This window comes from Streptomyces sp. NPDC051020 (assembly GCF_040683105.1).
GTDB lineage: Bacteria > Actinomycetota > Actinomycetes > Streptomycetales > Streptomycetaceae > Streptomyces.
The window spans coordinates 1-14,641 of the sequence record NZ_JBFBCG010000014.1 but is presented as its reverse complement, the minus strand read 5'-3'; the positions used below and the strand labels follow the sequence as shown (position 1 = coordinate 14,641).

The 14,641-nt window shown below is 71.5% G+C and carries 16 protein-coding genes; 12 read left to right on the top strand and 4 right to left on the bottom strand.

The features are described 5' to 3' along the window. The first annotated feature begins 8 nt into the window (after positions 1-8). From AB0N06_RS10345 to AB0N06_RS10305, 9 genes are all read left to right on the top strand, one after another. Positions 9-1,418, top strand: a complete 1,410-nt coding sequence (locus AB0N06_RS10345) for a wax ester/triacylglycerol synthase family O-acyltransferase (protein ID WP_366134276.1) — start codon at positions 9-11, stop codon at positions 1,416-1,418. Between the two features lie 121 nt (positions 1,419-1,539). After that, on the top strand, positions 1,540-2,529 hold the full coding sequence (locus tag AB0N06_RS10340) for an aldo/keto reductase (RefSeq protein WP_366134275.1): 990 nt from the start codon (positions 1,540-1,542) through the stop codon (positions 2,527-2,529). Beyond that, on the top strand, positions 2,526-2,837 hold the full coding sequence (locus AB0N06_RS10335; protein ID WP_366134274.1) for an L-rhamnose mutarotase: 312 nt from the start codon (positions 2,526-2,528) through the stop codon (positions 2,835-2,837). The genes AB0N06_RS10340 and AB0N06_RS10335 overlap by 4 nt, the downstream gene beginning before the upstream one ends. 1 nt (position 2,838) lies before the next feature. Next, positions 2,839-3,693: an amidohydrolase family protein gene (locus tag AB0N06_RS10330; protein ID WP_366134273.1), complete on the top strand. Its 855-nt coding sequence runs from the start codon at positions 2,839-2,841 to the stop codon at positions 3,691-3,693. Positions 3,694-3,735: 42 nt separating this feature from the next. Beyond that, entirely contained in the window at positions 3,736-4,596 is an 861-nt protein-coding gene (locus AB0N06_RS10325; protein ID WP_366134272.1) for a DNA-formamidopyrimidine glycosylase family protein, read from the top strand. A 250-nt stretch (positions 4,597-4,846) separates the two neighbouring features. Next, the gene (locus AB0N06_RS10320; protein ID WP_366134271.1) at positions 4,847-5,599 is read left to right on the top strand and encodes a LytTR family DNA-binding domain-containing protein; all 753 of its coding nucleotides are present in this window, start codon (positions 4,847-4,849) and stop codon (positions 5,597-5,599) included. 63 nt (positions 5,600-5,662) lie between these two features. Further along, on the top strand, positions 5,663-6,025 hold the full coding sequence (locus tag AB0N06_RS10315) for a hypothetical protein (RefSeq protein WP_366134270.1): 363 nt from the start codon (positions 5,663-5,665) through the stop codon (positions 6,023-6,025). Next, complete coding sequence (locus AB0N06_RS10310) at positions 6,022-7,503, top strand: cation acetate symporter (protein ID WP_366134269.1); 1,482 nt, start codon at positions 6,022-6,024, stop codon at positions 7,501-7,503. The genes AB0N06_RS10315 and AB0N06_RS10310 overlap by 4 nt, the downstream gene beginning before the upstream one ends. Next, positions 7,500-8,690, top strand: a complete 1,191-nt coding sequence (locus AB0N06_RS10305; RefSeq protein WP_366134268.1) for a histidine kinase — start codon at positions 7,500-7,502, stop codon at positions 8,688-8,690. The genes AB0N06_RS10310 and AB0N06_RS10305 overlap by 4 nt, the downstream gene beginning before the upstream one ends. A gap of 22 nt (positions 8,691-8,712) precedes the next feature. On the opposite strand, the gene AB0N06_RS10300 is transcribed toward AB0N06_RS10305, so the two are convergent. Next, positions 8,713-9,249, bottom strand: a complete 537-nt coding sequence (locus tag AB0N06_RS10300; RefSeq protein WP_366134267.1) for a hypothetical protein — start codon at positions 9,247-9,249, stop codon at positions 8,713-8,715. A 124-nt stretch (positions 9,250-9,373) separates the two neighbouring features. Between AB0N06_RS10300 and AB0N06_RS10295 the strand changes: the two genes are divergently transcribed. Next, a complete protein-coding gene (locus AB0N06_RS10295) occupies positions 9,374-9,571 on the top strand; it encodes a zf-HC2 domain-containing protein (protein ID WP_366134266.1) in 198 nt (65 codons plus the stop codon). Here the strand turns inward: AB0N06_RS10295 and AB0N06_RS10290 are convergent. Then, positions 9,505-10,071 (bottom strand): sigma-70 family RNA polymerase sigma factor, encoded by a 567-nt coding sequence (locus AB0N06_RS10290; protein WP_366134265.1) that lies wholly within the window; start codon positions 10,069-10,071, stop codon positions 9,505-9,507. The two genes, AB0N06_RS10295 and AB0N06_RS10290, sit on opposite strands and share 67 nt — an antisense overlap. Positions 10,072-10,315: 244 nt before the next feature. Further along, positions 10,316-12,925 carry a glycoside hydrolase domain-containing protein gene (locus AB0N06_RS10285; RefSeq protein WP_366134352.1) on the bottom strand — a complete coding sequence of 870 codons (2,610 nt, stop codon included), beginning with the start codon at positions 12,923-12,925 and terminating at the stop codon, positions 10,316-10,318. Here AB0N06_RS10285 and AB0N06_RS10280 point away from each other — a divergent pair. After that, a complete protein-coding gene (locus tag AB0N06_RS10280; protein ID WP_366134264.1) occupies positions 12,911-13,783 on the top strand; it encodes a hypothetical protein in 873 nt (290 codons plus the stop codon). The genes AB0N06_RS10285 and AB0N06_RS10280 overlap by 15 nt on opposite strands. Positions 13,784-13,823: 40 nt before the next feature. Here AB0N06_RS10280 and AB0N06_RS10275 read toward each other — a convergent pair whose 3' ends face one another. Further along, positions 13,824-14,285 carry a universal stress protein gene (locus AB0N06_RS10275; RefSeq protein ID WP_366134263.1) on the bottom strand — a complete coding sequence of 154 codons (462 nt, stop codon included), beginning with the start codon at positions 14,283-14,285 and terminating at the stop codon, positions 13,824-13,826. A gap of 94 nt (positions 14,286-14,379) precedes the next feature. On the opposite strand from AB0N06_RS10275, the gene AB0N06_RS10270 reads away from it, so the two are divergent. Beyond that, positions 14,380-14,641 (top strand): hypothetical protein (locus AB0N06_RS10270; protein ID WP_366134261.1); only part of this gene is annotated, 262 nt, incomplete at its 3' end.

The window sequence follows — 14,641 nt, the reverse complement described above, 5'->3', positions numbered from 1 at the left end:
AGGACCCGTTGGGCACTGAACTACTGGCACCTCTCGATCTGGCTTTCTGGCACCTCGAAACCGATGCGCACCCCATGCACCTCGGTGCGCTCGCCGTCTTCTCGCCGGCGCCCGCCCCGGCGCCGGGCGTCACCGCGGACACCGTGGTGGAGCTGCTCGGCGCCCGCGCCGCGGCGATCCCCCGGCTGCGGATGCGCGTACGGGACGTCCTGCTGCCGGTCGGCGGCGCCGCCTGGTCCGTCGACAAGGACTTCGACGTCGGTCGGCACGTCCAGCGCGTGCTGCTGCCCCGGGACGACGAGTCGCCGGACGGCGGCTTCATGGCCGGGGCCACCCGGCTCGCCGGTGAACTCATGGAGCGGCCGCTCGAGCGGGGGCTGCCGCCCTGGGAGATGTACGTCATCTCCGGCGCGGACGAGGGGCCCTTCGCCGTACTCGTCAAGCTGCACCACGCGCTCGCCGACGGCATGCGCGCCGTCGCCATCGGTGCCGGGATCTTCGACGAGATCGCCTCCCTCGGAGCCCGCGCCCGCGGCGGTGTGAGCGCCCGCCGGGCGCGCCCGGTCCCGCCCCGCTCGTGGATGCCGGGGCCGCGCCAGGTGGCCGGATTCGCGCTGGGCCGGCTCGAGGACCTCTCGCGGGCGTTCGGGGTCGGTGCTTCCGTCGTGTGGGCCAGCCGCCTCGATCTGCGCGGCGCCCCCGCGCTCACCGCGATCTCCAGTGGCACCCGTCGGCTGGCCACCGCGGAGTTGGACGGCGATTCCGTCCGCCGGATCCGCCGGATCGCGGGCGGGACCACCAACGACGTCCTGCTCGGCGTCATCGCCGGAGCGCTCCGCCGGTGGATGGTGGAGCGCGGCGAGCGGCTGCCCGTCGCCGACCCGCGCGCCCTCGTCCCGGTCTCCCGGCGCAGGCCCGGCACCGGCGCGGCTTCCGGAAACCGGCTCTCCGCCTATCTGCTCGGACTCCCCGTCTCCGAGTCCGACCCGTGGGAGCGACTGCGCACCGTCCGCACTGCCATGGACCGCAACAAGGCCGCAGGACCACTGCGGGGTGCGGGCGCCGTCGCGGTGCTCGCCGATCAACTGCCCTCACTGGCCCACCGATTCGGCGCCCCGCTCGCCGGCAGCGCCGCCAGGATGCTCTTCGACGTGCTGGTCACGAGCGTGCCCCTGCCGCGCTCGGCGCTCTCGCTGGGCGGCTGCCCGCTGCGTGCCGTCTACCCGATGGCGCCGCTGGCGCGCGGGCAGTCACTGGCCATCGCCCTGTCCACGTACGGCGGCCGGGTGCAGATCGGCCTGGTGGCCGACGGCAAGGCGGTCCCCGACCTGGAGCGGCTGGCCCGTTGCGCCGAGGACGAGCTGCGCGAGCTGCTCGATCTGCTCCCGGTCGGTCAACCTTCCCAGAGGTCCCGATAGATCGGACAGATTTTAGTGATCGTGCGGCATTTCGTGAGGCCGAGGGTGTTGACGCGTTCAAGTGATCCGATGAATATTCGTCAGACAGGAATTAACGATCATCGGTGAGGACGGCAGCGGCATGCGACGAAACAGGCTGGGAACCAGTGCGGTCGAGGTGACCGAGCTGTCCTTCGGGGCGGCCGCCATCGGCAACCTCTTCCGTGAGGTCGACCCCGCCCAGGCCGCCGCCGCCGTGGACGCCGCCTGGGACGAGGGCATCCGCTACTTCGACACGGCACCGCACTACGGGCTCGGCCTCTCCGAACGCAGGCTGGGCGCGGCCCTGCGTCACCGGCCGCGCGACTCGTACGTGGTCTCCACCAAGGTCGGCCGGCTGCTCGACCCCCTCCCGGCCGACCCGATCACGTCGTACGACGGCCTCTCCGAAGGCTTCGCCGTGCCCGCCATCCACCGCCGCCGCTGGGACTTCAGCGCCGACGGTGTACGCCGCAGCATCGAGGACAGCCTCGAACGGCTCGGTCTCGACCGCATCGACATCGCCTATCTGCACGACCCGGACGACCACGCCGAAGCCGCCTTCCGCGAGGCCTATCCGGCCCTGGAGAAGCTGCGCTCGGAAGGCGTCGTCGGAGCCATCGGCGCGGGCATGAACCAGACCGCGATGCTCACCCGCTTCCTCCGCGACACCGACGTGGACACCGTCCTCTGCGCGGGGCGCTACACCCTCCTCGACCAGTCCGCGCTCGCCGAGCTGCTGCCCGAGGCGACCGCACGCGGCCGCAGCGTCGTCGTCGGCGGAGTCTTCAACTCCGGGCTGCTCGCCGACCCGCGCCCCGGTGCGACCTACGACTACACGGCCGCCCCGCTGACCCTTCTCGACCGGGCCCTGCGCATCAAGGCCGTCGCCGAGGGCCACGGCGTGCCACTGCGCGCCGCCGCCCTGCACTACCCGCTCGCCCACCACGCGGTCGCCACGGTGCTCGTCGGCACCCGCTCGCCCGACGAGATACGCGACGCCGCCGACCTGCTCTCCCGCGAGATCCCCGCCGCCCTCTGGGACGAACTGCGCGCCGAGGGCCTGCTCACCGAGGACGGACACCGGCCATGAGAATCGCCCTGCACACCAAGGTCCGCGCCGACCGCATCGAGGAGTACGAGGCGGCGCACCGCGAAGTCCCCACGGAGCTCACGGCGGCGATCCGCGCCGCGGGCGCCACCTCCTGGACGATCTGGCGCAGCGGCACCGAGCTGTTCCACGTCATCGAGTGCGAGGACTACACCCGGCTCCTCGCCGAACTCGAGCAGCTGCCCGTCAACGTGGCCTGGCAGGCCCGGATGGACGAACTCCTCGACGTGGCGCACGACTACTCGTCGGACGGTGCCGAAGCCGGTCTCCCCGTCGCCTGGGAGCTGTGACATGACCGGCCCGCAACGGATAGTCGACGCCCACCACCACGTGTGGGACCTGTCGGTACGCGACCAGGAGTGGATCACCGGCGAGGAACTGGCCCCGCTCCGGCGCACCTTCACCCTGGCCGACCTGGAGCCCGAGGCCCGCGCCGCCGGGGTGCACGCCACGGTCCTCGTCCAGACCGTCACCGTCCCCGAGGAGACCCCCGAGTTCCTCGCCCTCGCAGACGGCAACGACCTCGTCGCGGGCGTCGTCGGCTGGACCGACCTCACCGCACCCGGCATTGCCGACACCCTCGCCGCCCTGCGCGAACTCCCCGGTGGCGACCGGCTCGTAGCCATCCGCCACCAGGTCCAGGGCGAACCCGACCCCGAGTGGCTGCTTCGCCCCGAGGTGCAGCGCGGACTGTCCGCCGTGGCCGCCGCCGGACTCGTCTACGACCTGGTCGTCCAGTCCCACCAGCTGCCCGCCACCGTCAGGGCCGCCACGCTGCTGCCGGAACTCACCTTCGTGCTCGACCATGCGGGCAAGCCGCCCATCGCCACCCGGAGCCTGCACCCCTGGGCGGAAGACGTCCGGGCGCTGGCCGACCGACCCAACACCGTCTGCAAACTCTCCGGCCTGGTGACCGAGGCCGACCTGCGCTCCTGGACGGTCGACGACCTCCGCCCGTACGCCGACACCGTCCTCGATGCCTTCGGGCCCGACCGCCTGATGTTCGGCTCCGACTGGCCGGTCTGCCGGCTCGCGGCGAGCTATGCGGAGGTCGTCGACGCCGCACGCGCCCTCACCGACGGACTGGGCGCGGACGAGCGGTCGGCGGTCTTCGCGACCACCGCGGAGCGGACCTACGGCCTCTGACGGCGGTGGCAGGGGCCGGCGGGCTGCGGCATCCTGGGACCCATGCCCGAACTACCGGAGGTCGAGGCGCTGCGGGTCTTTCTCGACGAGAACCTGACCGGCAAGGAGATCGCCCGCGTCCTGCCGCTCGCGGTCAGCGTGCTGAAGACGTACGACCCACCGCTCGCCGCCCTGGAGGGTGGCACCGTCACCGGCATCGCCCGGCGCGGCAAGTTCCTGGACATCGGCGTCGGCCCGCTGCATCTGATCACCCATCTGGCCCGGGCGGGCTGGCTGCACTGGAAGGACAGCTTCCCTGCCGCCCCGCCGCGCCCCGGCAAGGGACCTCTGGCGCTGCGTACCGTACTCACCGGCGGGGACGGCTTCGACCTCACCGAGGCGGGTACGACCAAACGCCTCGCCGTATACGTCGTGCACGACCCCGCAGAGGTGCCCGGCATCGCCCGCCTCGGACCCGACCCGCTCGACGCCTCCTTCGACCGGGACGCGTTCGCCGCACTGCTCGCCGGGGAACGGCGGCGGATCAAGGGCGCCCTCCGCGACCAGTCCCTGATCGCGGGCATCGGCAACGCCTACAGCGACGAGATCCTGCACGCCGCGAAGATGTCACCGTTCACCCTCACCGCGAGCCTCACCGACGACGAGATCACCCGGCTGTACACGGCCCTGCGCACCATCCTCCGCGACGCCGTCGCACGCTCCAGCGGAATGGCGGCCGGCAAGCTCAAGGCGGAGAAGAAGAGCGGGCTGCGTGTCCACGGCCGCACGGGCGAACCGTGCCCCGTCTGCGGGGACATCATCCGGGAGGTCTCGTTCAGCGACTTCTCGCTCCAGTACTGCCCGACCTGTCAGACCGGCGGCAGGCCACTGGCCGACCGTCGCCTCTCCCGACTTCTCAAATAAGAGGCCGCGCACAGAGGTGGGGTGGGTGAAGGAGCGGGGCTGGGTGTGTGCAGCTGCAAGGCGGAGGAGGGAGGCAAGGCGGAGGAGGGTGGCAACGCGGAGGGGGCCCCTCCCATGCCTTTCGGGCCATGGGGGAGTTGTTGACCGACGACAACGCCGCAGATGTGCGCACCCAGCCCCGCGACGCCGCCCCCCATGTGCCGGTCGGTCTCGAGCCAACACCTCCGGACACGCTCTACACTCCGGCCTCATGCTGCGCGTACTCGCCGTCGACGACGAAGCACCCGCCCTGGAGGAGCTGCTCTACCTCCTGCGCGCCGACCCCCGCATCCGCAGCGCCGAAGGCGCCACCGGGGCCACCGAGGCGCTGCGCCGGATCGGCAGCGCCGTCGACGCCGGTCCCGACGACCCGTCCGCCATCGACGTCGTCTTCCTCGACATTCACATGGCGGGCCTCACCGGCCTCGATGTCGCCCAGCTGCTGGCCGGGTTCGCAGCGCCCCCGCTCATCGTCTTCGTCACCGCCCACGAAGGGTTCGCCGTCCACGCCTTCGACCTCAAGGCCGTGGACTACGTCCTCAAGCCCGTCCGCCGCGAACGCCTCGCCGAAGCCGTCCGCCGCGTCGCCGAACAGGTCGGCGGCCGCTCCGCTTCCCTCCAGGACACCGCAGCCGACCAGATAGCCGTCGAACTGGGCGGAGTGATCCGGTTCATCCCGATCGACGACATCGCGTACGCGGAGGCGCAGGGCGACTACGCCCGGCTGCACACCGCGGGCGGCAGCCATCTCGTCCGGATTCCCCTCACCACCCTGGAAGAACGCTGGCGCTCGCGCGGCTTCGTACGCATTCACCGCCGCCACCTCGTCGCCCTCGGCCGGATCGACGAACTGCGGCTGGACGCGGGCAGCATGAGCGTCCGCATCGGCACCGCGTCGCTTGCCGTGAGCCGCCGCCACGCCCGCGCCCTGCGCGATCTGCTCATGCGGCAGACGGGCCGCTGACCAGGGACTACCCAGGTCCGAAACCTTCCCAGAGCGGTCCCCGGCTGCGTACACTCCGAGCCCATGTCCGCAGAGTCGACGCCCCGGCGTGAAGTGGTGACGGGGGAGCCCCGGCGGGTGCGCCCGCTGCCCCGCTACCGCACCCAGTCGGAGATCGACGAGCAGACCGCGCTGGGTGGCGCCTACGTCCGCTCGCTGATGCGCAGCCAGCTGCGCGCCGGACTCACCGCTTTCACCGTCCTCGCCGTCGTCGTCGGCACGCTGCCGCTGGTCTTCGCGGCGCTGCACAGCGCCGCCGTCGTCTGGACGGTCCTCGGCTTCTCCGCCTACCCGCCGCTGACTCTGATCGCCTGGTGGTACGTGCGGCGGGCCGAGCGCAACGAGCGCGACTTCGCCCGGCTCGTGGAAGGCCGCCCCGCACAGTGAGCCGCACGTACGCGGTGGTGTCCGTCGCCGCCGTCGTTCTCGCCACCGTCCTCGTCGGCGGTTTCGGGCTGCGCATCTCCCGTACCACCTCGGACTTCTACGTCGCCTCCCGCACCGTGCGCCCACGGCTCAACGCCGCCGCGATCAGCGGCGAGTACCTCTCCGCCGCCTCCTTCCTCGGCATCGCCGGCCTGGTGCTCGTGCACGGCCCCGACATGCTCTGGTACCCGGTCGGTTACACGGCCGGCTATCTGGTGCTGCTGGTCTTCGTCGCCGCTCCGCTGCGCCGCTCGGGTGCGTACACCCTGCCCGATTTCGCGGAGGGGCGGCTCGAATCGCGGCAGGTGCGCAGGCTGGTGAGCGTGCTCGTCGTGGGGGCGGGCTGGCTCTACCTCGTACCGCAGCTCCAGGGTGCCGGGCTCACCCTGAAGATCCTGACCGGGGCGCCCGGCTGGCTCGGCGATGTGCTCGTAGCATCCGTCGTCGTGGTCGCCGTCGCGGCGGGCGGCATGCGTTCCATCACCTTCGTCCAGGTCTTCCAGTACTGGCTGAAACTGACGGCGCTTCTGGTCCCTGCGATCTTCCTGGTGCTGGCCTGGCAGGGCGACGGGCGGCCACGGGTCACCTTCGACGAGCAGCTGTCCGTCTTCCGGGCCGACCATCCGCTCTACGCGACCTACGGGCTGATCATCGCGACGTTCCTCGGAACGATGGGGCTGCCGCATGTCGTCGTCCGCTTCTACACCAGCCCGAACGGCCGCGACGCCCGCCGCACCACCGTCGCCGTCCTCGCTCTGATCGGCGTGTTCTACCTGCTGCCGCCCGTGTACGGGGCACTGGGCAGGCTGTACGCCCCCGAGCTGATCCACGGCGGGGACGCGGACGCCGCCGTGCTGCTGCTGCCCGAACGCGTCGTAGGCGGGCTCGGCGGGGAGCTGCTCGGCGCACTCATCGCCGGCGGCGCCTTCGCCGCGTTCCTGTCGACCGCATCCGGACTCACGATGGCCGTCGCCGGCGTCATCACCCAGGACGTCCTGCCCTCGCGCGGCGTACGGCACTTCCGGCTGGCCACCCTTCTCGCCATGTGTGTGCCACTGGCCGGCTCGCTCATGGTCAGCCGGGTGCCGGTGGCGGACTCCGTGGGGATGGCGTTCGCCGTATCGGCATCGTCTTTCTGCCCGCTGCTGGTCCTCGGCATCTGGTGGCGACGGCTCACCCCGCCGGGCGCGATCGCCGGACTGGTGCTCGGCGGCGGCTCCGCGTTCCTGTCCGTCGCGATCACCGTCAGCGGTGCGGTGCGCCCGCCCGGCTGGCCGCACACCCTGCTCGCCTGGCCCGCCGTCTGGTCGGTGCCGGTCGGCTTCCTCGCGATGGTCCTGGTGTCGCTCGCCACGCCCGGTCGCATACCGTCCGGCACGAATGCCGCGATGACCCGCTTCCATCTGCCGGAGGCCCTGATACCCGGGAGGCACCGATGACAGGGCCCGCGTACGCCGTCCTCGTCCTGCTCGTGCTCCTCCTGCTCGGCGTCGGATTCCTGCTCGGCCGCCGCACCGCCCGTCCCGTCCGCCCCAGTGACGTCGGCACCCCCGTCGAGCACGCCACCTTCGAGACGCTGCACACCGCCTCGCTCGCCGCGCCCCCGCTGCGCGCCGGACTCACCGAGGAGAGCGCCCGCAAGTCAGCCCGCAGACTGCGTTCCCTGCTCGGCACCGACGCGCTCTGTCTCACCGACCGGGACCGGGTCCTCGTCTGGGACGGCGAGGGCGACCACCACGGCAGACACGTCATGGACCAGGTGCAGGGGCTTCTCGCCAGCGGCCGCGACACCGCCTTCCACAGCGACTGCGATAACCTCGACTGCCCGCTGCGCTGGGCCGTCGCCGTGCCGTTGACCGTGGACCACCGTGTCCTCGGCACCCTGATCGCCTACGCACCGCGCGAGTCGGCGGTCCTGGCCAGGGCGGCCGGAGAGGTGGCCCGCTGGGTCTGCGTACAACTCGAGCTCGCCGAACTCGACCGGTCCCGCACGCAGCTCATCGAGGCCGAGATCAGGGCCCTGCGTGCCCAGATTTCCCCGCACTTCATCTTCAACTCCCTGGCTGCGATCGCCTCGTTCGTCCGCACGGACCCCGAGCAGGCACGCGAACTGCTGCTGGAGTTCGCCGACTTCACCCGCTACTCGTTCCGCAGCCACGGTGACTTCACCACCCTCGCCGACGAGCTGCACTCCATCGACCAGTATCTGGCCCTCGTCCGGGCTCGCTTCGGTGAACGGCTCGCAGTCACCCTCCAGGTCGCCCCCGAAGTCCTGCCCGTCGCCCTGCCGTTTCTGTGCCTCCAGCCTCTGGTCGAGAACGCCGTCAAGCACGGACTCGAAGGTGCCGTCACCCGCAGCCGCATCACCATCAGCGCGCTGGACGCGGGCTCGGAGGCAGAAGTCGTCATCGAGGACGACGGCATCGGAATGGACCCGGAACGGCTGCGGCACATCCTGCGCGGCGAAGGAGGACACTCCACCGGCATCGGACTGCTCAACGTCGACGAGCGGCTACGCCAGGTGTACGGCGACGACTACGGGCTCGTCATCGAGACGGGCATCGGCGCCGGGATGAAGATCACGGTGCGGCTGCCGAAATACCGTGCCGGGGTGCACGGCTCGTGAGGAGCGAAGGCACCCGCCGTGCTCAGTGCAGATGGATCGCCAGATGCCCCAGTGGCAGCCCCAGCTGCCAGGCGGGCGTCCACACCTGGGCCGATGCCTGCGCCCACTGCTCGTCGCCCTCGGTGCCGGGCGGCCCCCACGGCGGCGGTCCTATCGCGTCGAGATCGGCCGCGAGCAGCTCGGTCTCGTCCAGCCACCGCCATGCACGACGGGCCAGCGCCAGATCGGGATCCGGAACACTCCGGCCGCCGTCCGGCGAGGGGACCGGGGTCGCCGCCGTGCCGAGCCGTTCGCAGACCCAGCGGCGCCAGGCGCTCCCGTACGCCGTCAGCAGCCGCAGCTCGTCCATCCGGGTCGCGGGCAGCGCATCGGCCACCGCCCCGTCGGAGAGGAAGATGGTCAGGGCGAGCGCCTCGCGCCCCGCGCGGTACTCCAGCGTCGACGGCTCCATCAGATCGCCGGTCCGCAGCAGTTCATCGGCGATGTACTCGGCGTACATCCAGGCCATCGGGACCAGCAGCCCGCCCCCGCTGGTTCCATCCGTATGTTCCGGACGCATCCCGTCTCGCCTCTTCCTCATCTCGGCACCGGGCCACACGCAGCATTGAACCGGGGGAGCGCGCCCCGCGTGGCCAGAAGGGCAGGATCCGTCCGACCCGATCCGTCACAGACATGAGGTTGCGATGACCGCCGATCCCGGGGAGGGACCGCACATGCGGCAATTGCTCGGCGCGTATGTGCTCGATGCGCTCACCGACGGGGAGGCCCGGCGCGTCTCGCGGCATCTGCAGGACTGCGACGGATGCGCCGCCGACTATGTGGAGGTCGCGGAGACGGTGTCGCTGCTCGGCCTGCTGAGCGAGGAGGACCTGCTGGAGTAGCCGGGCAGGTTGCGGGAGAGCAGGCGCAGCGCATAGTAGGAACGGGACTTGACCGTCCCCGCCGGTATGCCCAGCACCTGCGCCGTCTCGCCCACGCTCAGCCCGCGGAAGTAGATCTGGACCAGCACCGCACGGTGCTCCGGGCTGAGCGTCCGCACCGCCTCGCGGACATCGAGCGCGGCGACGGTCGCCTCCGCCGTGTCCACCCGCGCCGGGGCGCTCTCCAGTACGAGGTCGCTGACCTCGGTCGGCCGGGCCTGGCGGGACCTGCGCGCGTCGATCGCCAGCCGCCGGGCGACCGTGAAGAGCCAGGGCCGCATCGATTCATGCGGACTGTCGAACGCCTCGGGGTGCTGCCAGGCGCGTACCAGCGTCTCCTGGAGAAGATCCTCGGCGCGCTGCCGGTCGCCGAAGGTCAGACCGAGCAGGAAGTGGAGGAGCGCGGGACCGTGTTCGCGCTGCAACTCCGCGAGGGCCCGCTCATCGGTCGTCGTGGTCATCGTGAACGCCCCTTTCCCGCGGAGGCCCCTGCTGCCTCGCCGCTGCCTGCGCCGTATACGAACGCATCGGCGCCGCGACGAACAGAAGATGCACCGAGGCGTGCGACGAGCGGTCGCACGGAGCGGCGAATGGTGCGGTGAACGGTCGGCCGGACGGTGAACGGACACGAGCGGGCGTCGTGCGGCGCGTGCGACCCCGCACTCGGCCGGGCGTGCGGGTGGCCGAGTGCGGGGTCGGCGGCGATCAGCGGGGCGCGGACGGCCGTACGGACAGCAGCCACCCCCGGCCCGGCGCGACCGGGACGGGCTCGCCCGCCGCGAACGAGCGTTCCGGCTGGAAGCCCTCGATCGCGGGTGCGTACGCCGCGACCGGGTCGCCGGAGCTGGTCAGCACGCACTCCACCGGAGTCGCCGCCCACGAAGCGATCGCGGTCGCCGTCCCGCCGGGTCCCTGCCAGCTGGAGGCGAGGACATCGGCCCGGCCGGTCGCCACGGGCGGCTCGTCCGCCCACCATCCCGTGAACCCGGCCTCGGGTAGTCGCAGCGCGTCGAAGGCCCGCCACAGTGGCCGGACATCGGTCATCGGGGCGCGCGCGGTCATCCCGAAGACCAGGCCCCGCCACGGGTTGCCGCCACCCTCCAGCATCTCGCCCATCAGCCCGAACGGAATCCCGGAGAGCTCCACCAGCCAGTACGCGGGGTCGGTCCCCTCGTAGTCGAACAGCTCACCCAGCCAGAGCCGGTCGGTGTACGGCATCAGCTCCGCGTACAGATTGGCGCTGGACGCGAAGCCGTCCGGCTCCCGGTACTGGTTGCAGGAGTGCAGATCGATCAGCGGCGCGGTGTCGCCGGACCGGGCCAGTGTCTTGCGGACCCGCTTCATGGTGGTCCGGTCGTACGCCACGTCGTCGAGGTAGAGTCCGTCGACCCCGATCCGGCGGCGGAGCCGGTCGATGCCGCACACATAGGAGTTGTGCCAGCGCGAGTCGCCCGAGGTCACGACAGCCACATCGGTGACGTCGGGCGCCACCCAGCCGGGGACGTAGTCCGTGCCCAGATGCTCGCGCAGCCAGGCGTGTCCGCCGCCGGGCCCCGGCGCCAGGACCTCGCTGCCCAGGGAGGCGAGGGCGGGCAGCTCCGGGTTGTGCCGGGTCAGTTCACGCACGGTGTCGTACACCTTGACGCGGATGCCGAGCCGGTGTGCCTCGGTGGTGTAGTCCCGCAGTACATCGGCGGCCAGCAGCGGGTCGTTGATGTACGGGTTGGGCGGCGTCGCGTGGTGGATGTTGACGACGTTCGCACCGTACGCGGCGACCTCGGCGGGGGTGGCGTACGCGTGGAAGTAGCGCTCGGCGAGCTGGAGTCCGGGCTTGATCGGTTTGAACGGGGTGAGCAGCAGCCGCAGTTCGAAGCAGCGGCTCTCCCCGGCGGCCATCCGGAGCGGACCGCTGTACGCGCTCACCGTCCGCACCCCGTCCTCGGTGCGCAGCCGGACCCCGCCGCTGCCGTCGCCGGCCCAGGAGCGAGGCGTGACCAGGGGCTTCTCGCGGTAGTAGTTGGTGTTCAGTGGCCGTGCGTAGTGCTCGTCGCGCAGCGAGAGCTGGACACCCGCCGCGGGGGAGCCGAGCCAGAGCGCGTCCTGGTTGTGGGCGGGGGTGTCCCACTGCCAGTCGTACCTCTCCGGGCAGACCTGCCCCGGCAGCCCGAGGCCCATCGCGTACCGGGCGATCTCCGCCCGGACCGGCATGTCCAGGCGCACGTCGAGGGCGAGCTCGTCGACTGCTTCGACCGTCGTCCGTACGACGAGGAAGCCGTCGGCCTCCAACGCTCCCTCGGTGCGCAGCCGGAGACCCGGGCCGGTGGCCTCGCAGGACCAGCGGACGCGCGCCGGTCCGGTCCGGTCGAGCCTCAGCGGACCGTGGTCGAGCGGGTGGCCGACCGTGAAAGCGACCGGTTCGGAGAGCAGATCGCGTTCCGGACCGTCCGTGCCCGTCACCCCGGAGGTGAACGAGGAGGTGAGCCGCTGCGGCAACCCGGCGGGGCCGATCTCCACCGCCCGGCCGAGGATTTCCAGGCGGTGCCCGGCCGCCTTCACCGGGGTGAACGGCGGGACGGTCTCGTCGTCCTGGCCGAGCGTCGAGTCCAGCCAGCGCAGCCGGGCCAGCCGGGCGGGGTCCCCGGCGCCGTGGTCGGCAACGGTCTGCGGACCGACGGTGATCCGCAGCGGCAGCACCCGCTCCCCGGTGCCGTGGGCGCGAACGGCGATCTCGCCCTCGTACGTGCCGGGTTCGGCCTCCGGGATGTCCAGGCCGAACCAGAGCGCGTGGACGTGCCCCCTGCCGACATCGATCCGGTTCTCGAACGGCTCCCCGCGTGCGTCGGTGCCGCCCGCACTGAGCGACCGGACCGGGAACGGCAGCCCGCGGACCTCGGTACGGAGCTCCGTCAGCGCCTCCACCGCGTACACCCCCGCCTGCAGCACGTAGAACTCACCGCGTGACGCCGCACCCGTGAACGGGGCGGACGGCACGGCGTGGGCCCAGGGGGCGGGCAGCCGGTCGTACCGGCCCAGCGGATGGTCGCGGTCCTCGCCGAACAGCAGGAACGGCTCGTCCGGATGCGCCGCGGTCAGCGCCGCACACTCGTCGGCCGTGGCCGCGAACCCCAGCGGGGCGAAGGAGTCGACGGCGCTCACGGCCTCGTACCGGAACGCCTCCGCGCGCGGCAGCGACGCCCAGACCCCGTCCGGCCGGTGCAGCCCGCAACGGTGCACCCAGTCGGGGTCCGCGGTCGGCGTCGGATGCCGGTAGGCGGCCTGTGGATAGTAGGGACGGCCCGTGTGCGCGTACGGCAGATAGAGAGCCAGTGCTTCGGAGCCCCGAACAAGTGGCGGCAGAACAAGGACGGCTCACTCACCTTCTGGCAGGAGACCGACGAGTACCTGGCGGCGCTGGACTTCGTACTGAAGCTCAAGAAGGCCGGGGTCTTCTACCCGGGTGACCCGAAGATGGCCGACGCCTATCTGAAGATGGCCCAGGGATCCATCGGGGCCACGGTGCATGCCAACCCGTCCGGCGCCCGTGCCAAACTCCGTACCGACGACCCCTCGCTCGCCGCCGAGATCCTGATCCCGTTCGCAGCGGGCGGCCGGCAGCCCAACCACCACTACCACCTGGGCACCATCGGCTACACCGCCATCAAGAAGGGCAGCGAGGAGCGGGTACGGATGCTGCTCGGCGTCCTCGACTACCTCGCCGCGCCCTTCGGCACCAAGGAGCGCGAACTGCTGGAATTCGGTACCGAGGGCGCCGACTTCACCTACGACAAGCAAGGCTTCCCACAGCGCACCGACCGGGGGAAGCAACAGGTCGAGGGGTTCTACAGCGGACTGGCCACCGCGACGACCGCCCCGTTCGCACTGCTGCCCTCCGCGTTCGCCGGATCCCATGGCCCGCAGGACGTGAAGGACATCTACGCCGTCGAGCAGAAGCTCACCGAGACCGCCATTGCCAACCCGACGGTGGGCCACTACTCCGACGCGTACACCGAGCACTACGGGCGCATGTCGACCGAGGCCACGGACCTGGTCAACGACATCGTCAGCGGCCGCAGGAAGACCGGCGAGTGGAAGCCGTTCTGGACCGAGTGGCGCTCCCAGGGCCTGGACCGGATGGCCCGTGAGTTCCAGAAGTCCATCGAGAAGAACACCTGACGGACCCGGAGGCGGGGCCCGTCCCGACGCTGCCCACCGTTCACGGAACGACAGTGACGGGCCAGCGCCCCGCCTTCACCAGCCGGATCGCCACCGATCCGATGAACCGGTGTCCCGCCGACTCCGACGCGCCCACCACGATGGCATCCGCCTTCAGCTCGTCTGCCGCGGTGACCAGACCGTTGTACGCATCACCGCGGAAGGTGTGGAACTCCCAGCGCACATCCCATATGTCCTTGAGCCGCTCCGTGGCCGCCCTGATCTCATTGACCAGGCCCTCTGCGACCTCGCCGGTCGTGTCGGCGACCGGTGCGCCGAGCGCGGCACCCGGGGGCATCACCGGCTGGACATAGACGAGAGCGAGCAAGGCGTTCTGCCGACGGGCCAGCCCGGCGGCGTACGCGGCGGCGCGCATCGAGGAATCGGACCCGTCGAGGCCCGCGACGATCACTTTCGGACCGTCTGTGCCACGTTCGAACTGGTGAGGCTGCTGGTCTGTCACGGCAGTGAGGTTAGCCGCTTCCGTCGCCGCACCAGGTCCGGGCTGCCCGCCGCCCTGACCTGAGCCGCCGGTTGTCGCAGATGTGATCCCCGAAATGGGTGCACCCCCCTTCGCACCCGGTGTCGTCGAGAAGGCTGCCGGATCTTGGCACCGCGCCGCCGGTGACCGTGCGGCGGCTGACCGGCCCTCCGGGTCAGCAGGTCTCGAACGTGATCCGGTCGGCCGAACGCGGCCACCGGCCCGGTACGCCCGTCGCCCCGGGTCCAAGGTGGCGTCGGTGGGGAAGCAGGCGAGCACGCCTGAGGGGGGTGGCAGCGAGGGCGGATCGGGAGAGGCCGACGCGACGATCCCCGTGA